We start from the raw sequence: 19,911 nt of genomic DNA on the forward strand, positions 1-19,911 counted from the left end.
TCGGAGTCGGCGGTGAGGGCTGGTCGGTGTGCCCTTGGCCCCTATCGTCGGACACTCCACCCGCGTTACCTCAACCCATTAATCCAACAGCGTGCTCCTGCGGCCTTCAGGGTTTGCGGAGTTACGGGCGAAACGCCCCGGGATGGGTCTGCTCCCGCACCGACACGAACTGCTGCCGCACGGCCTGACCCACGGCCAGCTCGTCACCCGGCTCCAAAACCTGCGCGGCCGCCCCCCGCCAGGCAGGCGGGGTCCGCGGGTCGAGCGCGCCCTGCGACACGCCGAGCGCCCAGGCGGCCTGCCGGGCCGCGCCGATCGCCGCGTAGTCGGCGGGCTGCGGTACGACGACCTGCGCGCCGAACAGCGCGGGCGCAGCGGCCTGCACCGCGGGCAGCTCGGCCGCCGGACCCAGCAGGAAGATCCGCCGCACCTCCACGCCCCGCCCGCGCAGCACGTCCAGCGCGTCGGCGAGCCCGCACAGCATGCCCTCGAACGAGGCCCGCGCCAGATGCTCGGGCTTCATCGACTCCCGCCGCAGCCCCGCCAGCGTCCCTGCGGTGTGCGGCAGATGCGGCGTCCGCTCACCCTCCAGATAGGGGAGGAGGACCAGCCCGTGGGCCCCCGGCGTCGACTTCATCGCCAGGTCGGACAGGCTCTCCAGATCCGGCAGACCGAGGAGTTCGGCGGTGCCGCGCAGGGTGCGCACGGCGTTCAGGGTGGTGACGACCGGCAGGTGCATGCCGGTGGCGTCGGCGAGGGACGTGATCATCCCGGCCTGGTCGGCGAGCGCCTCCCGGTGCACGGCCATCACGGACCCGGACGCCCCCAGCGAGACGACCGCGTCCCCGAGCCCGATCCCGAGCCCGAACGCGGCGGCCATGGTCTCCCCGGTCCCGGCCGAGATCAGCAACCCCTCCGGGGTCGTACCGGCCGCGTCCGCCGGACCGATCACCTCGGGCAGCATCGCCTGGTGGCCCAGCGCCAGCTCGACCAGGTCGGGCCGGTAGCCACCGGTGGCGGCGGACCAGTACCCGGTACCGGAGGCCCCGCCACGGTCGGTGGTCCTGCGCACGGGCCGCCCGAGCAGCTGCCACACCAGCCAGTCGTGGGCCTGGAGCAGAACGGCCGTCCGGCGGGCGTTCTCTGGCTCGTTCTTCGCGAGCCAGCGCAGCTTGGTGACGGGCTGCGCGGCCTGCGGCACGCACCCCACCGCCTGCGCCCACGCCTCGCGGCCGCCGAGCGCGTCGACCAGGTCGGCCGCCGCGACCTGCGCCCGCTTGTCACCGCCGACCAGCGCCGGACGCACCGTGTTGCCCTGCGCGTCCAGCGGGATCAGTGCGTTCTGCTGCGCGGAGACACCGATGGCCTGCACGCCCTCGAGCAGTCCGCCCCCCGCGGCCTCGCCCAGGGACAGCAGCCAGGCCTGCGGATCCACGTCGCTGGGCCGTCCGCCACCGCCTTCCGGTGCCTCCACCGGATGCGGGGCATACCCCTGCCTGAGCACGGCTCCGGTGTCCGTGTCACAGACCACGATGCGAGTGAAATCGGGCGAGCTGTCCAACCCGGCGACTATCCCCATGGCCAAAATTCTGCCGTACCGCAGCGCTTGCTTTGGCCGGGGGCGCGGTTCCCCACGCCCCCGGCTACTCCTGGTGATCCCTGTCTAGGTGTTACTGGTGCCCCAGTCGTCCTCGGCCGTGCCGTTCACGCTGCGGTCGCGCAGGGACCGTACCCGCTGGGCCACCGACTCGGGGACCCGGTCGCCGACCTTGTCGCTGACCGTGTGGAACGCCTTGCCGGCGTACACCCGGCCCTGCTGGGCGGCCGTCTCCGCGGTGTTGCGGACGGCGGGGTTCTGCGCGATCTGCCGAGCGGACTTCTTCAGCTGCTCGTAGCGCTCGCGGCCGGCCCTCGTGCCGAGCACGTAACCGAGGGCCAGTCCGGCGACGAACGTGAGCCGGTAGCGCATGGCTGCCACCCTTCTCCTTGCTGGGTCTTTGGTGCGGCGTCGGGGCCGGGAGATACCGATTGGCGGAGCACCCCCCTGCTTGCGCTAATGTATGTGTCGCAGCGAGCGCCCGCCCCCTGGCGAATACCCAGGTAGGTACGTTCGATGCAACGAGGCAATCCTCCGTAGCTCAATTGGCAGAGCAGCCGGCTGTTAACCGGCAGGTTACTGGTTCGAGTCCAGTCGGGGGAGCTTCGGTCCTCCGTAGCTCAATTGGCAGAGCAGCCGGCTGTTAACCGGCAGGTTACTGGTTCGAGTCCAGTCGGGGGAGCACGCTGAACGAGGACCCTTCGGGGTCCTTTTTCATGTCCGCGGGAACCGCCGCGGACACGGCCAAGTCTCAAGGTCAGGAAGCAGCGCAGAAGCCGACCATCCGAAGCAGGAGATCGTATGAGCGGCTATGCTGCGGCAGACGGCGCGCACACACGTACGCGACACGCCGCTATGGGGCGGTAGCTCAGCCGGTTAGAGCAGCGGACTCATAATCCGTCGGCCGTGGGTTCGAGTCCCACCCGCCCCACCAGTGGACGTCTCTGGCCTGCAGAAACGTCCCTTCCGGGGCGCCAGAACCCCAACTCGGGCTCAACGGATTGAATCCGCTGCTGACGAGTTCAGGGTATTCCTGCGCCGACGAGGTTCGACACTGCGCTGACCTGCGTGAATGTGTCGGACCATGGTGTGGTCGAGTCGCGCCCACGGCCTCCGCGAGGGAGCCGGAGGCGAACTTGAGGACGCTGTGAGGACGCAGGTATTGCGAAGGGTGGCTGCGCGGCCGTCTCCCCCAGGCTGTGGCCGGTCGGAGTGAGGAGCCCTCTGATGGATTTTGGGCATGCCCGCGGCGCTCACCCCAACCTGCGAGAGCGGTGGCCACTGGTTGTGATGGTCGGAGCGAACGCACGGCGCCCGTCTGCCTCTACCGGTCGTGGAGCACCTTCGGGCGGGTTACGGGGACGACGGTGAGGAGGTCGTCCAGGCCCTTGAAGTCGTCAGGGTTGGTGGTGAACAGAGGGAGATCTTCGGCGATGGCGATCGAGGCGATCATCAGGTCGGCGATGCGGCGGCGGGGTTGGCGGCCGGTGCTGATGACGGCGGCACAGACACGGCCGTAGATGCGGGCGGCGTCGGCGTCGAAGGGGATGGGGTCGAACTCGTTCTCCGCGCGCTGGAGGATGTCGGTGCGTCGAGCGCGTTCGGCGTGTTCGTCGTAGTCGTCCTGTTCGGCGTTGCTGCGCACCTGGTGGGGTCCGGCGGAGAGCTCGGCGAGGGTGATGGTGGTGATGGCCATCTCGGCGGGCAGCTCCTCTGGGATGATCCACTTGCGCAGGATCATGATGTTGGTGTCGAGAAGACCCTGCTGGTGCTCACCGGGCATAGGGATCGTCCATGCCCTGTTCAGCGGTGACGTCCTGGTTGGCGCGGAAGGCGTCCAGGGAGATGTCGGGGGCGCTGCGGGACATGGCGGCGAACTCGCCGCGGGGGACGAAGCGTCGTCGGCGGCGCAGGGGGATGAGCTCGCCGATGCGGTGGCCGTCGCGGGTGACGGTGAAGGACTGGCCGCTCTGGACGGCGTCCATGATCTCTTTGGACTTGGTGCGCAGGTCGCGCTGGGTGATCTCGGGTTGGGCGGTCATACGTCTAGGGTAACCATTGCGTGCTATCTGGTGCCACCCTGTAGCACATCGGGTGCTCCATCGAGGTCGGCGGATCTCGTGCACCGCGCTTTGTGAGAGCGGAATACCGGTCCAGCGTTGAGCGGCTTGCGGGGCCCTCGTGGTTCCGCGTGCGATTACGAGTACGCCCGCTCGCGCGGGATCTGAATCGCAAAGCCGTCCTCGCTGGTCATGGTGACGGGAGCCCCGAGCCCGTGCCGGGATGCGCTGGCGGAACGGCGCCGCGGATTTTGCTGGCCGACTCACCGACTCCGCCGAGAAGGCGCGTGACGGGTGGCGGTGATGGCATGTCGGTCGTCGGTGGTGCGGGTGGCGACGGCGATCTCCACGGGCGATCCGTCGAGCGGGACGAACCGGACGTCCGGGTGGGGGTAGAAGCGGCCGACGGCCTCTGCGTGCAGGGCTATTCGTATATCTGACCGCCGAGCGAGATGTCCGATCGGACGGACAGCTGGGTGCGGGGCCGCAGGCGACGGCAGAAGACGAGAGGGGAGTCTTGCCCGGACTTCGGGCAGGAGTGTGCGTTCAACGCACAGGGCGCCATGCAATGGGTGGTAGTGGGCTGCCACATGGGCCCTGTCGGCTGCGGCACGAGGGCTACCCAAGGAGGTCGGGCAACAGTCCGCACCGTTGGCTCACTCATGCGCACGCGACGTGCTGCCGACGGCGACGGGATGTGAGCGGGGCCGGCCGCGCGATGCCTATCCGTTATCGGCAGCAGGAGTGGTTGGCGCTCGCCGACCGGGCGATGGACGTGCTGCTCACCGAGAGCGGGAAGCCGGGCGTCCGGGACGACGCCCGACGTACCGTCGCCGACGTCCGGTGGCGTGCCGACCGGGGTCCTCGATGCCACGGGTGGCGAGTACACCGGCTACTACAAGGACGCGGCAGGGCTTGCGGCGGGCGTGGAGTGTCCCGGCCTGCGGCTGATGGCGGTCAGATCGGCTCTGCTGGCCTGCATGCAGCCGGACTTCCTGCCTGCTCTGCTCGACGCCGATCTGCCGGTGGACCCGCGGGGCCGTTTCCCGTCACGTCTGCTGCCCGACCGGCGGTTGCAGATGGTCCTGGACGGCGCGGACGGCGTTTTGTGGAGGACGGCCTGGGAGAGATGCCGGTCCGAGTGCGCTGCCATGCCCGGCTGGGACGCGTTGTTCAGTGGCGCGCGCACCCACGCTCAGTGCGCATGCCCGGACGACGACCGTCTTTGGCCGATTCGGGCGGCTCTGGATCGCGCCCTGTACGCTCAAGTCGCCGCCCTCCTGGACCGGGAACGCTCACCCACGCTTGCCTACGACGGTCACAGACCGCTGGTGCCCTCGGTCATCGAGGCCGTGGAGGCTGCCTCGCCCAAGACCAGGGGCAGGATGGTGCTGCCCGACCCCTCGTTGAGCGTGGTGGACGAGGCGCTGGACTCCATGCACCGGGAACGCCTCGTGCTGCGCCGGGTCGGACAGGATGACCCGGTGGTCGCGGGGAGCCCCTCCGCGCCCCGTCTTCGGGCGCGCTGGGCACGGCTGGTGGATTTCGTCGACGATCCCACGCTGCGCGTGGTCAGCGGACGCCGGTCGCAGCGGCATGTCTTCGTGGCGGTACGCCCCGCCGGCCGACTGCTGCAGCAGTACGTCCTCGACAGCGGGACGGCCGTGGAGCTTGCCGACCGAGGTGACACCCCCGTCGCGGTCATCCGTCGCTGTGACGGTCTCCGGGCCGACATCGACATGGTGGAGTTGTCGAGCCCTCAGGAACTTTCCGTCATCGTGGGGTCCCGCCCGGGCAATCGGGGAGTGGTCTCCTGTGTGTCCCTCTCGGCGCTCGGCGACCACGCCTGGGTACGGATGTGGGGTGGCGTACTCCAGCGCACCACGCTCTTCGGTCTGTTCGATCTCGATCCCATCGCCAACTTCGGGCTGTGGCGAACCGAGGGACGGCGCGTCCGCTACGCAACCTCGGACGTGGTGGCCCCCGGGGGCATTCCCATGACCGTGCTGGCTGTCCGGCCGGACCATCTGCACTTTCCCCTGCTGCTTCCCACTACTCGCGTGACGGCCCGGCTGCTCGTGGATCACCTCCGCCGCAACGTGCCCGCGAGCAGAGAGAAGCCGAGCTTGCTGAGCCCGCGCCTGCGACCGCAGCGCCGCCAGCTGCTCGCCGAGGTGTTGACTCATCTGCTGACCGAGGAACCATGGTTCGACACCATGGCCTACCGAACGGACGACGCAGCCGCTCACGGAAATGGTGCACCGCAATGAACGAGAAGACAGTAGGCGAGGGGACGGACGAGGTGCCCCGCGAAGTGCTGCTGGACGGTGATCCGGCCGACTGGCTGCGCACCCTTGGCGAGAACACCTCGTCAGAACAGATCGGCGACGCGTGGTTCGAGCTGTTCCCGCACGACGACGCGGCGGCCCGGCGCGGGTATCGCGTCCTGTTGTCTACGCTGTCCCAGGCGGACGGCGTGGCGCAACAGCGGGGCGGCGACCTCGACTACCGCCCCGGTGGCTGGACCGTCGACCTGAGCAAGGGCGCGGCCAACACGGCCGTTGCGGCGGCGGTGCTTGCCGGCATTCTGGCCTTCTTCGGGATCGGGCTCGCGACCGGCGTCGTACCCGCCGTCGTGCCCTTGCTGTTCGATCTTCGCAAGGTCCGTCTCACCCGCAGTCAGCGCCAGGTGCTCGCCGAACTAACCCTTACCCCCGAGGCGAGGACCGGAGGTATGACAGCCTCCGAGTTGTACGCGACCCTTCCGGACCAGGTGAGGAACGAGTTGTCCCGGATTGACTTCGAAGATCTTCTGGAGAACTTCCACCTGGCCGGAGTGGCCGACCTCGAGGACGACGGAACCGTCCGTATGCGCTCGCTCGGTGAGGCCCGCTTCCGTCGCACGGTTCGCTGAAGGTTGGTTCTGGCTGACCGCCGACGGGGAGTACTTTCTCGCGGAGCGTGCTGTGTCGGCGGACCCCGTCGAAGCTTCTCGGTCTGTTCCTTGCGACAGACAAGCGAAGCTTCAGGCGGAGCACGGTGGATCGTGGTCGTGGAACCGTCTACCAGGAGCTTCTTCACGCTGCGGGGCGAACCAACTGGCATATCTCACCAGGAGGTTGGGAGAGCCTCAAGGCGTAGGTGCGTTCGTCTCCGACCTTGGTGTCGCCGGGCTCCCAGTACACGCGCTGGAGATTCTCGATGAGCTTGCGGCGGCGGTCCCACTCCACCCGTTGCATCGCCCGCAGTCCGTCGAGCTGGTGCTCGGTCAGCCAGCCCATGCAGTGCACATGCCCGTTCTGGGCCGCTGGGGGACTGTCAGTCGCGGATCCGTATCGCCAGTGGCAGGCTCATGCGGACGACAGTCGACAACCGCGGATCTGACTGACCGGCATGTATCTGCCGAGATCCTCGCGGGATCGTCTGCACACCATGGGGAACCGTCGAGTAGGACGGCCGGTGGGACGGTGTCCGGTGGACGTTCAGGCCCGCTGCTGATCAGCAGTAGTCCGGGATTCGGGCCTCGCGCGGAGCACCAGGGCAGTAACGTTGAGCCGAATGCACGCGTGGCCGGAGTCGGAGGGGGCTCCAGAGCGGGGGGCCGTGTTGTGAACACGTTCGAGGCACTGGCTGTAACGGTGATCGCGGTCCTTCCGGGGGCCCTCTACACCTTCGCCGCAGAGCGGGAGATGGGGATCACGCGCGCTGGCCTCGCCGATCGCGCGCTGCGCGTGGCTGCGGTGTCGGCTGTCTTCCACTTCGTTCTGGCGCCGCTGACGGTGTGGCTCTACCAGGATGCCTGGGCGGACGGACGGCTGACGCGGTCCCCTGTGCCGTGGATGCTGTGGTGGGCACCGCTGCCCTACCTGGTCCTTCCACTTCTCGCGGGCAGCGTGGTCGGGGCGGGTATCCGAAGGAACCGGCGCTGGGCGCTTGTCGTCCACGGGCAGACGCGCGAGCCGCAGGCCTGGGATGCCTTGTTCGGACACCAGCCGAGCCTATGGCTGCGGCTACGGCTCAAGGACACGGCGGCTGGTTGCAACGGCTGGGTCCTGGGAGCGTTCGCGCGCGACCCCCGGGGACTCCTGGACTCCCGCGCCTCCGGGTATCCCGAGCCGCAGGATCTCTACCTCTGCGACACGGCCATGTGTAACGGCGACGGCCTGTTCGTCCTCGGGACGGACCAGCGGCCGCAGCTGAGGAACATCGGAATCCTGATCTCCAGGGAGGAGATCAGTTTCATGGAAGTGATTTGGAGTGAGCCGGGACCATGACCCAGAACAGCACGAGCAGCGATGACGACGACCGCGCGCCAGGCTTCGCCAGCTTCGACGACGATGGCGACGTCCGTGGCCACGGACGGTCCGAGAAGACCGCTGCGGAGATGACCTCCATTCCGCCGGCGGCCGTGGCACCCCCAGCGGCCACACCGCCGCCACCAGCCCACGAGGCTCCGCCCCAGCCTCAGTTGGACGCCTCCGAAGGCGCAGCCACGCAGTGACGGGACGCTGACTGTCCGGCGCCAAGACGGCCCGGGCAGCCAGCGAGTGGAGTGGTCATCCCCCGGTGTGCGTGAACGGCGCCCAGTACAACGGGTGCAGGCGCCGACCGTTGTCGCCGGTGCGGGACAGCTCCCGCTGGATCCCGGCGAGAGCGATGGCGGGGTGCATTCCCGGGTTGCGCCACCGACGGTAGAGCCCGTCGACCAGGCGTGCCAACACTCCGCCCACAGCCTTCCACTGCGTCGCCATGACATCGGTGAACCCCGCCTGGAGCAGGGCCGCAGGCAGCCCCACGCTCTCCTCCGGCAGATGGTCCCCGATCAGGGCCGTCTCGCATCCCAGGATCACCGCTACGCGGCCCGGGTGTGGTGGTTGTTCGAGGAACCATGCGACCGTGAGAGTCTGTTTCCCGGAGAGGTACAGGCCGCCGGACAACGGGTCCGTCGTGGACGGGGAGCCGTGGCCGGCGAAGTGGAAGACATCGCGCCTCAACGCCCGCGTGAGCGTCCCCAGGTCCACCAGCGTGTCGATCTTTTCGTAGGCCAGGCCCAATTGGCTGAGGACCTCGAACTCGGCCTCCCGCTTCATTGGCTTATCGGTTGGGTCATCCGGGGGCGCAAGCACGAAAAGGCTGTTCCACTGGGACGGATCCTTGCGGTGCGTGCGTGCCCAGGCCACGGACGCCATGCTCGGCGCGTAGGTGAACGCTACGGAGTCGAGCGCGAAGCGCCACGATTTCGGCCGATCCTGCGGCATCTTGCCAGCGGCATGCAGCGGTAACATGCCGAGAAGACCACCGGCGAGGAGAACCGCCAGCCGCACACCGCCCAGTTCCTCCACGACCTTCTCCATGGCGCAGTCCCACAGCGTTTCCAGGACACGCGTCATGATCTGAATCCGAGATTCGCCGGTCTGCGGGTCCAGGTTCTGCCCCTCGATCTCGTCCATCCGCCGGAGGAGGGCAACCAGCTCGAGCACGGTCGGATGGTCGAGACGGGGGAGGCTGATCCCGATGGGCTGTTTCTCGTCGGAGGGGCCGTGGGGAACGATCACCGCGCCACCGCCGCTGTCACCGGCGGCCAGATACACCAGCGGCGCCGGTCGCGCAGCCCAGCACACGGTACGCCACGTCGGCAGCCCCGCAACCTCCACCGTCGGTCGGCTGTGTGCGCTGTTCCCGGTGAGTGCTGCGTATTCGTGGTATGCGCGATCGAGCCGGTGGTCCTGCTGGGGGTTGAGCTGCCCACCGATGGCGGCGTTCTCCAAGGCAGCGATATGGGCCGACAGCTGTGCCGGCCGAGCCTGTTCCGGGCCGCCCCCCGGTGCTGCTCGTGGGCTGTTCAGGTCCAGCATCTCGCCGAGCATCACCGCCCGGGATGCCTCCAGCACCATGACCGCGGCGATGAGATCGCCAGAGCTGCCGGAGCGGATCAGGTCGGTGGCGGCAGTGGACGCAGCCCGACCGGTGTGGAAGAGAACCGCCTCCTTGTCCGGGCGCTCCCCCTGGAGCCCGACGAGCCCGGGCAGCACCCGGAAAGCAGCGAGGTAGGCATGTGCCGCTTCGCGTGTCCTGCCCATCTTCCGCAGCCAGCCAGCGTGCTGCGTCTTCGTGTCCCACGCGATGCGCAGCCGACCGGTTGCGAGGGCGTCCCTGTATGACGCGTCGAAGAGGTGATCGTCGCCGTCGAGGAACATACGGGCTTGGGCGAGGCTCTGCCTCCCTGCGGCAGCCATATCCGCTGGTACCTCGCCGATCCACACAGAAAGTATGTCAATGGCCCGCACCAAGTCGCCGTGGCCGCGGCGCTCGATGAGGGCATCCGCAAGCAGCTTCTGGCTTCCGAGCCCCTCATTGCCCGGCTGGGCCGCAGCGGACTCCAGCAGCGAGATCGCCCCGTCGATGTCGAGAGGATCACGGTCTGCGGGGTCGGCGTCGCACCAGCGGTACACAAGCGCACGCGCACGCACGGCACGCCACCAGTGGATCACCTGGGGAGTGGCCGGGGGCTGCTTGGTGTGTTCGATCGCCTCGTCGACGTAGGCGCGGATGCGCTGGGCCGTCGGGCCGCCAGCGGCCAGGAGCTCACGATCCTGCTCGTAGAGGCAACACAGGATGGCCGCGAGCGTCATCGTGCTCTCGTCCCTGGCCTCGGTCCAGCTCGGGTGCCGCCGCCCGCTGTTCTGCCCCCGGATCAGGAGGGCCTCCCGACAGTGGCTCTCGGCCAACTGCAGGCACGACCGCTCCCCGCTCAGCGCGCGATAGAACTGGACCGTCCCGCAGTAGACGTGACCCCACAGCTGCCGCAACGGCCCAGGTTCGTCCAGGTGCCCCGCATGGAAGAGCCGATACCGGAACTCAACAGGCACTGCCGCGGTGTGCCCGGACCGCGACCAGATCTCCGTCATCCGGCGCCGCAACAAGACCGGCTCGTAGGCCGGCTGCTCCGGGGGAGGGTCCTCGATGAGATCGTGGAGCTCAATGGCTTGGGAGAGGAACTCATCATCGGAGAGTTGTTGCGGATGATCGGCGAGCAGCCGCCGCGCCTGGGCGGCCAAACCTGGGTCAATCATCAGCAGCATCTCCTTTACTGATACTGACCCGTGCACGCAGAATTGGCGACGGTGCCCATGCAGCGCGCTCCTCTGCGGTCCGAGCCGCACCAGGCAGACCCCTCGACAGAACCCGGCCGACCCCATCGGTGATCGTTTCCAGCCCTGGAGTCATACATCCCGCCCGGTATCCCGCCCCCGTACCACGTATTCCCCAACTGGAGCCGAACCACGCTTAGTGCCGACACCGACGTGATCGGCTTGTGCTGGTGCTGGGTGTCGCGCCAGCGGTGCGGCCTACAGGTCGTCGGGTAGGAGCCGGAAGGCGGGATGGCCGGTCAGGGGGCGGACCATGCGGAAGTGATGGTCGGTGGTGAGTAGGGCGTCGGTGCGGTAGGCGGCGGCCAGGGCGACGTTCATGGCGTCGGTCAGCCCGATGCCTTTGCCGCCGTCGGCATACCCCTCTGCGACCGCGATCGCCGCACTCAGGTGCGTGCTGACAGGCGGTATCTCGAATCGGCGCGTCGCTACGTTGCGTTCGATGAACCGGGCCGCCGCCAGAGCTTTGCGGGCTCCGGCGCGTGTCGCGATCAGGTAGTCCAGTTCGGCCAGAACCAGGGGGGAGATGACCAGGTGGCTGGTCGCTGCCAGGGCCCTTCTGTGCTCCTGGTGTCCGGTGAGGTTCGGGTCGAGCAGGCGGTACAGGCCGTTGGTGTCGGCGATGGCGATCATCGTCACGCGCCCATCCCCTTGAGTGTGTCCTCGATCTCGTCGTCGGTGAGATCGGGCAGGCCTAGGTCGGGAAGGTCGATGTCACCCATGGGGTCGGTCGGGTACGGGGGGATGTCGCTGTCGCTTATCGGTACGACCCGAGCCACCGGGGTGCCGTTCTTGGTGACCGTGACGGTTTCGCCACGGGCCGCGGCGGCGAGGATCTGCGAGGCCTTCTGGTTGAACTCGCGGGCAGTGGTCTCCATGTAGTACATGTTACTACCCTGGCTCTCGGTGACGGCGGGTGCCGCTTATCGGTGTCCAGCGGAACAGATGGAGTGCGAGTGCTGCTGTCACAGCGGTGCATGCGGCCTCCGCCCCGCAAAGCGCCGTCCGTGCGCGACGTGACCAGCAGAGCCAGGCCGGCGGCGGCGCCCACCACTACGCTGGCGCAGCCGCTTGCCTACGCGGCCTGCGCACGGCGGGGCATTTCCCCACCGCAGCCGGTCCAGTTCGTGGGGGTCACGCGGCGATGCCGCACACGAGGGACGTCGAAGTGAGCAGGAGAACGCCTGAGGCAGAGGCCACCACGGCGATCGGATCCCTGGCCCGGAGATGCGTCAGCACGGCGCCCAACATCAACGCGCACAGTCCCGCGCCGGCCGCGATGCCAAGCGGCCGGGCCGCCAGCCCTCCAAGCAGCCCCAGGCCGCCCGCGGCTTCCAGCACGCCGATCGCCCGCCACAGCGAGGGCGACATGCCGAAGTGGTCGCGGTACTGCAGGGACCGGCGCAGCCCATAGATCTTGATCCCGCCGGTGAAGACAAATATCGGGCCGAGGGCTACAGCCAGGATGTTGCGCAAGACGTCCACAGGTCACCTTTCGAGCAGTGGGGCAGTCGCGGATGGGATACTGCTGGGGCGATGACCGATCCCACGACGACCGGCCCCCTCCCGACGATGCGCGATGACCAGCGGGAGGCTTCCCGGCGCAGACTGCTGGACGGGGCACTGGGGATCCTCGCCGAGGAGGGCTACCGCGGCCTCACGGTCAAGAAGGTCGGTGATCGGGCCGGGGTCAGTCGGGGCATGGTCAACTACCACTTCGAGTCCAAGGCTGGGCTCGTTGAGGCGGTCATCAACGACATCCGCGAGGTCTTTGTCGACCGGCTCCGGGCGCTCCCCGGATACGACCGGATGACCGGGCTCGAGGCCGTACTGGCCAAGCTGGAGCAGTACTTCTCAAGTCTGGCCGAGCCGGGTCCCAGTGTCCGGGCGCGTGCGCTGCTGGTGCTGCTCGTCGAGGCGGTCGGCAGCCCGGGGCACACCGCCAAGGGGCCCCTGGGCGGCCAACTCGACTTGGTCCGCACCGGCGTGGAGGACGACATCCGGCGTGGCGTCGCCGACGGCAGCATCCGCTCCGACCTGGACCCCCGCGCGCAGGCATTCCTGCTGGAGAGTCTGGCGCGCGGCGTCCTGCTCCAGCTGGACTCCTCGCGCGCCCGTCTGGAGAAGATCGGCCGCGCGGCCCACGACATGGTGCTGCTGGCACTCGCTGCGGACCGGAGGACCGGCTGACGCCGGTGGCCGGGGTCGTCTGCGGGAGTCTGCGCGCACACCGGCCGGATGGCTGCCGAACCGCGGTCAGACCGCACTCAGGCCGCCGTCCACCAGCACCTGCCGGCCCGTGATGTGGGGCACCCCGCCTCCCGGGTTCCGTGGAGCGGTGGCCAGAAGCCCGTGCAACCGCGCGTCCCAGCGGTCCACCGGCAGCGGCTCGACGGCGGGGGAGCAGTTGCCACTCGGGACGTTGCTGTGAGGTGCGTCAGGTACTTCCGTCGTGGCGTCGTCCATAGGCTCAGGGTAGAAACTGGCTGAACGTTTAGCAAGTGAGCGTCCGGTCCGTGTGGATTACTGACCGTTCCCGGCCGAGGGCCCGCGTTTGACAGTTTGTTGATCTCTCTGGAGTCGACGCAGGGCTTCCCGACAGGCTGAGTACTCGCTCGGTCTGACGGCGGGCGTTTTCCGGAAGCGGTTTGTCGGTCCTCGGTGATCTGCTCCCGCACCAGCGCCAGGAGTTCGTGACGTGTCAGCGCCGACAGCCACCCTTCCGGTCGGGAAGCTCGGGCCCGTGCCGCGGCTCGCTGGTGTGGAATCGTCTTCGCCCGCCGCAGCACAGTCAGCCCCACCGCCACACAGTCGAGAGGTCGAAGGAGCCGACCGGGGCCCGTGCCCGTCATTGTGTGCCGGGGACGGAGGAGGCATTCACCGTGTATCTCGGTATCTCGCCGGCCTGCGGACGGAACTGAAACGCAGGCGGAGCTGATGAGCATCCTGGACCGGCACGAGATGTGTAGGTGGGCGGCCCCAGCGCCCGCTCACTGCGTGCTGGATGGCGTCTGTCAGTCCCTGGGACCGATCAGTCCTTGAGGTCGAGCGTCCGTACCGGCTGTCCGGTCGTACGGGCGATCGTTTCGAAGTCGCGGTCGTAGTGAAGCAGGGTCAGCCCCGCCTCTTCCGCGGCAGCGGCGACCAGCAGGTCCACGGACCCCGCACTGCGATGCTCGCCCTTGGCGGTGAGCAGTTCCTGGACGACGCGTGCGCGTCGGAAGACGCCGTCGGGCATGGGGCACCAGGTGTAGTGGGCGTCCAGTGTGCGCTTTACGCGTTCCCGGTCTGCCGCCGAGCGTGCGGAATGAAGGACTTCGAGTTCGGTGATGTCGCAGAGTGCGACGAGTCCAGCGCCGATCCTGTCGTCCCACTCGGCCGTGGTCCGGCCGAGGAGGACGCGGGCGAGCGCGGAGGTGTCGATGAGGTAGTCGGCGACAGTCACTGATCCGCTCCTGCGTCGCGGACACCGTCCGGCCCGCCGGTGGGCCGGTACTTGCTCTTGTCAAGGAGGATGTCGATGTCCAGGGCGCCTTCGGCGACCAGTTCGCGGGCTTCTCCAAGAGCGCGCAGTCGCCGGTAGCGGGCGGTGACCTCCCGCAGGGCGGTGTTGATGGTGTCGCGCTTGGTCGTGGTGCCGAGCTCCTTGGCGGCGGCTTCCAGTGCCTCGTCGTCGAGATCGATCACGGTGCGGCTCATGGCGCCCCCTTGTGTATACGACGTTATATATCAATATATATGATCAGGTATGCCTGGCGGTGGGGATTGCTTGTTCCGAGGCGCCTGCGCTCCCCGGGCGATCCGGCCGTGCGAAGGGCATCACTGCCGCCGGTGTCTTCCACATCTGTGAGCCCACGAGGACGGAGTTCCTCCCACTCCGCCACGGGCCCGGCGCACCGCGACGAGCTTGCCGAGGAGCTGGATGCGCTGTGCCGGCTCTCGACGGTGTGGTGGTTGCCGCACCGGAAGGGGCGCCACCGTTCACCCGCTCCGACCAGGATCGTGGGGCGGTTCCCGATCACGGTGACTTACCCGCCGCCATACTGTGCGCATGGAACGCATAGGGGGCTACCTCGTCGAGCGGAAGCTCGGTGAGGGTGGGATGGGGACCGTCTTTCTCGCGCGGACGCGTGGGGGGCGTGCCGTCGCGTTGAAGGTCGCCAAGGCGGAGCTGGCGGCGGATCCGGTCTTCCGTGAGCGGTTCCGCAGTGAGGTGGCGGCGGCCCGCGCGGTCGGCGGGTTCCACACCGCGCCGGTGGTGGACGCGGACGTCGACGGTGATCCGCTGTGGCTGGCGACCGCCTACATTCCCGGACCGACCCTCGCGGCGCGGCTCGCCGCCGAGGGCGCGATGGACGAGCCGCGGTTGCGGGCGCTGGCCGCCGCGCTCGCCGAGGCGCTGGAGTCCATTCACTCCTGTGGTCTGGTGCACCGCGATCTCAAGCCAGGCAACATCATCATGGCCGAGGACGGGCCACGGGTCCTCGACTTCGGTATCGCCCGGGCCGTGGAGTCCACCCGCTTCACCGCCACCGGCACCGCCTTCGGCACGCCCGGCTTCCTCGCCCCCGAACAGGCCCTCGGCCACGATGTGACCGGCGCCGCCGACGTGTTCGCCCTCGGTGCCGTCCTGGTCGCCGCGGCCGGCGGAAGCGCCTGGGGCGAGGGCACACCGATGGGACTGATGTACCGCTCCGTCCACGAGCCGCCGAACGTGTCCGCCGTACCCGCCGGGCTGGTGGAGCTGGTGGCCGCGTGCCTGGCGAAGGACCCCGCGGCCCGGCCGACGCCCACCGAGCTGCTGGACCGCCTCACCGGGGAGCCGGCGGGCACGGCCCGGCCGGGTGCGCCGTCGTACACCCCGACGCTCGCGGCCCGGCCGGCACCGCAGCAGGTGCCTCCGGCGCCCCCGCATCTTCCCGCGACCTCCTCGACGCCCCCGCATCTCCCGGCGACCCCTTCGACGCCCCCGCGCCTCGCCGCAACCCCCCCGGCCCCCTCGGCACCCCCGCATCTCCCGGCGGCGCCCGGGGCTTTGCCGCAGGTGGCGTACGGGTTCGGGCCGCCTGTGCCGTACGGTGCGCCGGAAGCCGTGCTCGGCGACGGCGAGGCTCGCGTCGTCGTGAACGCGGCCGGGGTGATCCTCGAAATCGATGGTGTCGCCGCGGACTTCGAGTGGGCGGAGATCGCCGTCGTCCGGCGTACGCCCTCCTCGCGCGGCACCCGGCTCACGGTGACCGTGCAGCTGTGGGACGGCAGCGTGTACGACTGCGAGCTGAACGCACGCCGGTCGGCCCGGCTCGCCGAATGGATCGCACAGCTGGACCACGTCCTCGGGCGGGACGTGGCCCGCCGCTAGCGGACCGGTCGGTCCGGGTCCGTCAAGCCGTTTCGCCAATAGCCGCTCTTGCGTCGTCACTTGGTCCCGACTTGGCTTGGACATGCCCTCTCCTGGGCACGGACCTCCTACGGGGAGCCGCCGCGGGGCGGTGCCGGCAGGAGGAGGGCGTCATGGACCGTCGGATCCGGGTGCGTGTGAGTCGTCGGCCGGCCGCCCCGCGCGGGCAGGAGATCGATCGCAGGACGCCTTCGGGGCGCATCCTGCCGTACTGATCATCATCGCCGGTCGCCGGGCCGGCGTGCGGCGGCGTGCGGCGGGCCACCGCGGGGCGCAGGCCGTCCCCAGGTCATCGGGTGGCTGGGCCGTCGGGTGCGGTGCTCGCGGTGACCGCCGTCGCCACCTCGCGCAGTTCGGTGTGGGACCGCGGGGAGGCTGCCCACAGTGTGTCCCAGGCCGGGCCGGGGCCGCGGGCGTGGGCGTGGGCGGCCGTCAGGAGACCGCGCCTGGTCGACCACCGGTCGCGAGTCGAGGGCGCGGAGGCGGCGCGGGCGGGGAGTCGACGGGCGGCGCGGGCGCGGACTCGACGGGCGGTGCGGTGCCCGGCGGCTGGGCGGCGCCCGGGCCGACCAGTGCCAGGACCCGGCGCCGCCGGCCCGTGGACGCGACCGGTACGCCGTACAGGCGGCCGCACACGGTCGGTGCTCCAGGACGCCCGGACCACCGTGCCCGGGAAGGACACCCGGCCACGGCCTGCCCCATCCCGGCGACGCCTGCCGGGAGGGCGGCCAAGGACCGCGACCGGCGTGTCCGCGCAGCCGTGGACCAGCGCTCCGCCCGCCCAGGAGGGCCCGGTCCTGCCCGGCCCGGCGCGACGACGGGGTCCGGGCCGCCAGGTGTGCGGTGCTCGTGCCGCTGAGTTCATCCCTCCCCTCCGCACCGGCGGGGGAGAGGCGGGGCGCATACTGGGCACCCGTGTTCATGTGCAACCAGGAGACGGATTGAGCGTGCCGGAGTCGGTGCGGCCCCTGAGGGCGGCCGTAGTGCCGGGGCCCGCTGTGCCGTGGCTCGAGGTGTTCCCGCTGACCGGACGGACCGGAGTCCGGGCGGCGGGGGAGGTGAGCCTGCCCACGCGCGGTATCTGGGAGCGCGCGTTGGAGCAGGCCGTTCGCGAGGGCGAGGACGTGTATTACTTGGAGCTTTCCGCACTGACCTTCGTCGACGTGGCCGGCGCCGACGCGCTCGCCGACGCCGCCCGGCGGTTCGGCGAGCGGCGGCTCGTGCTGGACCGGCCACCCCCCGCTCTGCCCCGCATGCTGGGTCTGCTGTGGCCGGGACTTCCGGCGGTCGAGGTGTCGACGCCATGACCGCGACGGCCGAACCCTTCGTGCACCCCGCCCTCTTCTACGCGGACGCCGAGCAGTACCTCGCCGGCACCGTGCCCTTCGTTCGCCTGGCCCTCGCCGCCGAGGAGCCGGTCGCGGTCGCCGTACCCGGCGAGAACCTGCGGGTCGTCCGGGACGCCCTGGGCGCCGATGCCGACGCCGTGCGGTTCCTGGACATGCGGGAGGCCGGTCGCAACCCCGGCCGGATCATCCCGGGCGTACTGCGCCCCTTCGCCGACGCCCAGCCGCCCGGCCGGCGCGTCCACATCATCGGCGAGCCGGTCTGGGCGGGCCGCACCCCGGCCGAGTACCCCGCCTGCGCCCAGCACGAGGCGCTGATCAACGCGGCGTTCCAGGGGCGCGAGGTGACGATTCTCTGCCCCTACGACACCACCCGCCTGGACGAGCGGGCGCTCGCCGACGCCCACGCCACCCACCCGGTCGTCATCCCGCCGGGCGGCACCGCGCACCGCCCCAGCGCGGGCTACGACCCCGAGGGCGTCGTCGCCCGCTACAACGAGCCGCTGCCGCCCGCGCCGGACGCCGACTCCGGGGTGCTCTGCCTCACCTTCGACGACGACTCCCTCTCCGCCGCCCGGCACCTCGCCACCGAGCACGGCGCCCGGCTCGGCCTGAGCGGCCTGCGGCTGGAGGACCTGACCCTGATCACGGCCGAGCTGACCACCAACAGCGTGGTCCACGGCGGCGGCACGGGCACGCTCACGGTGTGGGCCGAGGGCGGGTACGTGCTGTGCGAGGTACGCGACAAGGGCCGGCTGACCGACCCCCTGGCCGGCCGCCGCCCCGCCTCCCGCGACCAGCGCGGCGGCCGGGGCCTGCTCCTGGTCAACCTCGTGGCCGACCTGGTGCGGGTGCACACCGGTGCGGACGGTACGACCATCCGGAGCTACGTGACGCCTTGAGGGTCCGCGTCCGCACGGCGGCGCCGGCCTGCCGCTCCGGACGAACAGCCGGCGTCCGCCGGGGAGTTGCTCCACGGCGGGCGGCGTGCCGGGCCCGCTCTGCGCGTGCTGCCTCAGGCGGCCAGCGGGTCGAGGAGCAGTGGGTCGATGCGGCCCTCCAGCATGTCGCCGAGACCCTGTACGGCGCACACGTCGGGCCGTTCGGCGATGTACACCGGAACGCCGGTCGCCTCGCGGACCATCTGGTCCAGGCCGGGCAGCAGGGCGGAGCCGCCGACCATCATGATCCCACGATCGGCGAGGTCGGCCACCAGGTCGGGCGGGCACTCGCGCAGCACCTTGCCGATCCCGTCCAGGACGGCCGTCAGCGGGGTCTGGATGGCGTCACGCACGGCGGCGGTGTTGACGCGCACGCTGCGGGCGAGCCCGGTGGCCACGTCCCGGCCGTGGATCTCCGTCAAGGCCGGCCCGTGCGGGGTGAGCCCGTTGCCGGACAGGGCGATCTGCAGCGGCCGTACGGACTGACTGGGCAGCATCAGCTCGTGCTCGTGCCGCAGGTGCTGCACGATCGCGTGGTCGACGGCCTCGCCGCCGACCGGGATCCGGGCGGCGGTGACGATGGACCCCAGGGAGAGCACGGCGACCTGCGTGGCCGCCGCCCCGCACACCATGATCATGGTGGCCTCCGGCCGCTCCACTGGCAGCCCGCACCCCACGGCGGCGGCGATCAGCGTGTCCACCAGCTCCACCCGCCGCGCCCCCAGCCCCACCAGCGTCTCGATCGTCGCCCGCTGGGCCAGCGGGTCCGCGTCGTGCGGGGTGCAGGCCGCCGCGCGCAGCCGGGGCTTGCGGCGCAGCGTACGGCGCAACTTGTCGCCGAGCAGGTGCCGCAGCATGCGCTGTGCCATCTCGATGTCGACCACCGTGCCACCGGCGATGGGCCGTACGACCCTGATGTACTCCGGCGTCCGCCCCGTCATCTTCTCCGCGAAGTCGCCCACCGCGATGAGCGCACCGTTGCGGGCGTTCACGGCCGCGGTCGAGGGCTGGTCGACGACGAGACCGGCACCCTTCACATACACGCGGGTGCGGGCCGCGCCCAGGTCGACGGCGAAGTGGCAGCGGCGCAACTGCTCCAGACTGACGGTCACGGCGGATCCTCCCGAGTGCGCAGTCCTTGTGCGGCCGACCGGTTGGCGGGCCTCTTCCTCTGTCTGCATCCTGCTGCGGGGCGCAGGGCGGGCGCCTTTTGGAGGGGGCCGGGTGGGGTGCCGCTGAATGGGGGGTTTGCGGCGGAAACGCGGTGTGTCGGGGTGTCACAGGGGCCGGGCCGACCACCCGGTCGTCGGGCAGGGCGCCGCCCCGCTGAAACCGCGCCGGCGGCTGCCCGTGCGCCGAGGCGGCCTCCAGCTGCACCCACTGGTGGGCGATCAGCGTCCGGGACACGGCACGGTAGG

General features: G+C 70.2%; 20 protein-coding genes, 3 tRNA genes and 1 pseudogene. 11 read left to right on the plus strand and 13 right to left on the minus strand.

What is annotated here, in order from left to right:
* Positions 1-121 precede the first annotated feature (121 nt).
* Both ACFZDC_RS19725 and ACFZDC_RS19730 read right to left on the minus strand, forming a co-directional pair.
* Positions 122-1,579 carry an FGGY family carbohydrate kinase gene (locus ACFZDC_RS19725; protein ID WP_391325410.1) on the minus strand — a complete coding sequence of 486 codons (1,458 nt, stop codon included), beginning with the start codon at positions 1,577-1,579 and terminating at the stop codon, positions 122-124.
* 84 nt (positions 1,580-1,663) lie between these two features.
* Positions 1,664-1,969, minus strand: coding sequence for a YtxH domain-containing protein (locus ACFZDC_RS19730; protein ID WP_391325654.1), 306 nt, complete (start codon positions 1,967-1,969; stop codon positions 1,664-1,666).
* A 158-nt stretch (positions 1,970-2,127) separates the two neighbouring features.
* Between ACFZDC_RS19730 and ACFZDC_RS19735 the strand changes: the two genes are divergently transcribed.
* The 3 genes from ACFZDC_RS19735 to ACFZDC_RS19745 all read left to right on the plus strand — a co-directional run bounded on the left by ACFZDC_RS19735 (position 2,128) and on the right by ACFZDC_RS19745 (position 2,531).
* Positions 2,128-2,200: transfer RNA gene (locus ACFZDC_RS19735), tRNA-Asn, on the plus strand.
* Between the two features lie 6 nt (positions 2,201-2,206).
* Positions 2,207-2,279 (plus strand) — tRNA-Asn (locus ACFZDC_RS19740).
* Positions 2,280-2,454: 175 nt separating this feature from the next.
* Positions 2,455-2,531: transfer RNA gene (locus ACFZDC_RS19745), tRNA-Ile, on the plus strand.
* Between the two features lie 390 nt (positions 2,532-2,921).
* Here ACFZDC_RS19745 and ACFZDC_RS19750 read toward each other — a convergent pair.
* The gene (locus tag ACFZDC_RS19750; protein WP_361780015.1) at positions 2,922-3,380 is read right to left on the minus strand and encodes a type II toxin-antitoxin system VapC family toxin; all 459 of its coding nucleotides are present in this window, start codon (positions 3,378-3,380) and stop codon (positions 2,922-2,924) included.
* Positions 3,370-3,639, minus strand: a complete 270-nt coding sequence (locus ACFZDC_RS19755; protein WP_391325412.1) for a type II toxin-antitoxin system prevent-host-death family antitoxin — start codon at positions 3,637-3,639, stop codon at positions 3,370-3,372. The genes ACFZDC_RS19750 and ACFZDC_RS19755 overlap by 11 nt, the downstream gene beginning before the upstream one ends.
* A gap of 866 nt (positions 3,640-4,505) precedes the next feature.
* Between ACFZDC_RS19755 and ACFZDC_RS19760 the strand changes: the two genes are divergently transcribed.
* Positions 4,506-5,927, plus strand: a complete 1,422-nt coding sequence (locus tag ACFZDC_RS19760; RefSeq protein ID WP_391325414.1) for a hypothetical protein — start codon at positions 4,506-4,508, stop codon at positions 5,925-5,927.
* Complete coding sequence (locus ACFZDC_RS19765; RefSeq protein WP_391325416.1) at positions 5,924-6,571, plus strand: hypothetical protein; 648 nt, start codon at positions 5,924-5,926, stop codon at positions 6,569-6,571. Before ACFZDC_RS19760 ends, ACFZDC_RS19765 begins: the two co-directional genes overlap by 4 nt.
* A gap of 163 nt (positions 6,572-6,734) precedes the next feature.
* Here ACFZDC_RS19765 and ACFZDC_RS19770 read toward each other — a convergent pair whose 3' ends face one another.
* The gene (locus ACFZDC_RS19770; RefSeq protein ID WP_391325418.1) at positions 6,735-6,938 is read right to left on the minus strand and encodes a hypothetical protein; all 204 of its coding nucleotides are present in this window, start codon (positions 6,936-6,938) and stop codon (positions 6,735-6,737) included.
* Between the two features lie 327 nt (positions 6,939-7,265).
* Between ACFZDC_RS19770 and ACFZDC_RS19775 the strand changes: the two genes are divergently transcribed.
* A complete protein-coding gene (locus ACFZDC_RS19775) occupies positions 7,266-7,931 on the plus strand; it encodes a DUF6338 family protein (protein WP_391325420.1) in 666 nt (221 codons plus the stop codon).
* A gap of 282 nt (positions 7,932-8,213) precedes the next feature.
* Here the strand turns inward: ACFZDC_RS19775 and ACFZDC_RS19780 are convergent, their stop codons facing one another.
* From ACFZDC_RS19780 to ACFZDC_RS19795, 4 genes are all read right to left on the minus strand, one after another.
* Positions 8,214-10,739 carry a CHAT domain-containing protein gene (locus tag ACFZDC_RS19780; RefSeq protein ID WP_391325422.1) on the minus strand — a complete coding sequence of 842 codons (2,526 nt, stop codon included), beginning with the start codon at positions 10,737-10,739 and terminating at the stop codon, positions 8,214-8,216.
* Positions 10,740-11,006: 267 nt separating this feature from the next.
* Positions 11,007-11,447 (minus strand): PIN domain-containing protein, encoded by a 441-nt coding sequence (locus ACFZDC_RS19785; RefSeq protein WP_391325424.1) that lies wholly within the window; start codon positions 11,445-11,447, stop codon positions 11,007-11,009.
* Complete coding sequence (locus ACFZDC_RS19790; RefSeq protein ID WP_391325426.1) at positions 11,444-11,686, minus strand: type II toxin-antitoxin system prevent-host-death family antitoxin; 243 nt, start codon at positions 11,684-11,686, stop codon at positions 11,444-11,446. Before ACFZDC_RS19790 ends, ACFZDC_RS19785 begins: the two co-directional genes overlap by 4 nt.
* 256 nt (positions 11,687-11,942) lie before the next feature.
* Positions 11,943-12,284 carry a DoxX family protein gene (locus tag ACFZDC_RS19795; protein ID WP_391325428.1) on the minus strand — a complete coding sequence of 114 codons (342 nt, stop codon included), beginning with the start codon at positions 12,282-12,284 and terminating at the stop codon, positions 11,943-11,945.
* Positions 12,285-12,344: 60 nt separating this feature from the next.
* Between ACFZDC_RS19795 and ACFZDC_RS19800 the strand changes: the two genes are divergently transcribed.
* Positions 12,345-12,998: a TetR family transcriptional regulator gene (locus ACFZDC_RS19800; protein ID WP_391325430.1), complete on the plus strand. Its 654-nt coding sequence runs from the start codon at positions 12,345-12,347 to the stop codon at positions 12,996-12,998.
* 66 nt (positions 12,999-13,064) lie between these two features.
* Here ACFZDC_RS19800 and ACFZDC_RS19805 read toward each other — a convergent pair whose 3' ends face one another.
* From ACFZDC_RS19805 to ACFZDC_RS19815, 3 genes are all read right to left on the minus strand, one after another.
* A complete protein-coding gene (locus ACFZDC_RS19805) occupies positions 13,065-13,274 on the minus strand; it encodes a hypothetical protein (RefSeq protein ID WP_391325432.1) in 210 nt (69 codons plus the stop codon).
* A gap of 565 nt (positions 13,275-13,839) precedes the next feature.
* On the minus strand, positions 13,840-14,253 hold the full coding sequence (locus ACFZDC_RS19810) for a PIN domain-containing protein (protein WP_391325434.1): 414 nt from the start codon (positions 14,251-14,253) through the stop codon (positions 13,840-13,842).
* Positions 14,250-14,507, minus strand: a complete 258-nt coding sequence (locus tag ACFZDC_RS19815; RefSeq protein WP_391325436.1) for a type II toxin-antitoxin system VapB family antitoxin — start codon at positions 14,505-14,507, stop codon at positions 14,250-14,252. The genes ACFZDC_RS19810 and ACFZDC_RS19815 overlap by 4 nt, the downstream gene beginning before the upstream one ends.
* 49 nt (positions 14,508-14,556) lie before the next feature.
* On the opposite strand from ACFZDC_RS19815, the pseudogene ACFZDC_RS19820 reads away from it, so the two are divergent.
* The 4 genes and pseudogenes from ACFZDC_RS19820 (at position 14,557) to ACFZDC_RS19835 (ending at position 18,454) form a co-directional block, all read left to right on the plus strand.
* Positions 14,557-14,903 (plus strand): annotated as a pseudogene (locus ACFZDC_RS19820) (hypothetical protein).
* A complete protein-coding gene (locus ACFZDC_RS19825) occupies positions 14,860-16,167 on the plus strand; it encodes a protein kinase (RefSeq protein WP_391325438.1) in 1,308 nt (435 codons plus the stop codon). Before ACFZDC_RS19820 ends, ACFZDC_RS19825 begins: the two are co-directional and overlap by 44 nt.
* Before the next feature lie 986 nt (positions 16,168-17,153).
* On the plus strand, positions 17,154-17,513 hold the full coding sequence (locus ACFZDC_RS19830; protein WP_391325656.1) for an STAS domain-containing protein: 360 nt from the start codon (positions 17,154-17,156) through the stop codon (positions 17,511-17,513).
* Positions 17,510-18,454, plus strand: coding sequence for an anti-sigma factor RsbA family regulatory protein (locus tag ACFZDC_RS19835; RefSeq protein WP_391325440.1), 945 nt, complete (start codon positions 17,510-17,512; stop codon positions 18,452-18,454). The genes ACFZDC_RS19830 and ACFZDC_RS19835 overlap by 4 nt, the downstream gene beginning before the upstream one ends.
* A 113-nt stretch (positions 18,455-18,567) precedes the next feature.
* Here ACFZDC_RS19835 and ACFZDC_RS19840 read toward each other — a convergent pair whose 3' ends face one another.
* Complete coding sequence (locus ACFZDC_RS19840; protein ID WP_391325442.1) at positions 18,568-19,605, minus strand: rod shape-determining protein; 1,038 nt, start codon at positions 19,603-19,605, stop codon at positions 18,568-18,570.
* Between the last annotated feature and the right edge of the window lie 306 nt (positions 19,606-19,911).

Origin of the sequence: Streptomyces sp. NPDC007905, from assembly GCF_042959345.1 — a bacterium.
Classification (GTDB): Bacteria; Actinomycetota; Actinomycetes; order Streptomycetales; family Streptomycetaceae; genus Streptomyces.

What these genes read in the sequence shown, in the direction of transcription:
- ACFZDC_RS19725 (WP_391325410.1), bottom strand. Translation starts at nt 1,579, where the DNA reads ATGGGGATAGTCGCCGGGTTGGACAGCTCGCCCGATTTCACTCGCATC.
- ACFZDC_RS19730 (WP_391325654.1), bottom strand. Translation starts at nt 1,969, where the DNA reads ATGCGCTACCGGCTCACGTTCGTCGCCGGACTGGCCCTCGGTTACGTG.
- ACFZDC_RS19750 (WP_361780015.1), bottom strand. Translation starts at nt 3,380, where the DNA reads ATGCCCGGTGAGCACCAGCAGGGTCTTCTCGACACCAACATCATGATC.
- ACFZDC_RS19755 (WP_391325412.1), bottom strand. Translation starts at nt 3,639, where the DNA reads ATGACCGCCCAACCCGAGATCACCCAGCGCGACCTGCGCACCAAGTCC.
- ACFZDC_RS19765 (WP_391325416.1), top strand. Translation starts at nt 5,924, where the DNA reads ATGAACGAGAAGACAGTAGGCGAGGGGACGGACGAGGTGCCCCGCGAA.
- ACFZDC_RS19770 (WP_391325418.1), bottom strand. Translation starts at nt 6,938, where the DNA reads ATGGGCTGGCTGACCGAGCACCAGCTCGACGGACTGCGGGCGATGCAA.
- ACFZDC_RS19780 (WP_391325422.1), bottom strand. Translation starts at nt 10,739, where the DNA reads ATGCTGCTGATGATTGACCCAGGTTTGGCCGCCCAGGCGCGGCGGCTG.
- ACFZDC_RS19790 (WP_391325426.1), bottom strand. Translation starts at nt 11,686, where the DNA reads ATGGAGACCACTGCCCGCGAGTTCAACCAGAAGGCCTCGCAGATCCTC.
- ACFZDC_RS19800 (WP_391325430.1), top strand. Translation starts at nt 12,345, where the DNA reads ATGACCGATCCCACGACGACCGGCCCCCTCCCGACGATGCGCGATGAC.
- ACFZDC_RS19805 (WP_391325432.1), bottom strand. Translation starts at nt 13,274, where the DNA reads ATGGACGACGCCACGACGGAAGTACCTGACGCACCTCACAGCAACGTC.
- ACFZDC_RS19815 (WP_391325436.1), bottom strand. Translation starts at nt 14,507, where the DNA reads ATGAGCCGCACCGTGATCGATCTCGACGACGAGGCACTGGAAGCCGCC.
- ACFZDC_RS19825 (WP_391325438.1), top strand. Translation starts at nt 14,860, where the DNA reads ATGGAACGCATAGGGGGCTACCTCGTCGAGCGGAAGCTCGGTGAGGGT.
- ACFZDC_RS19835 (WP_391325440.1), top strand. Translation starts at nt 17,510, where the DNA reads ATGACCGCGACGGCCGAACCCTTCGTGCACCCCGCCCTCTTCTACGCG.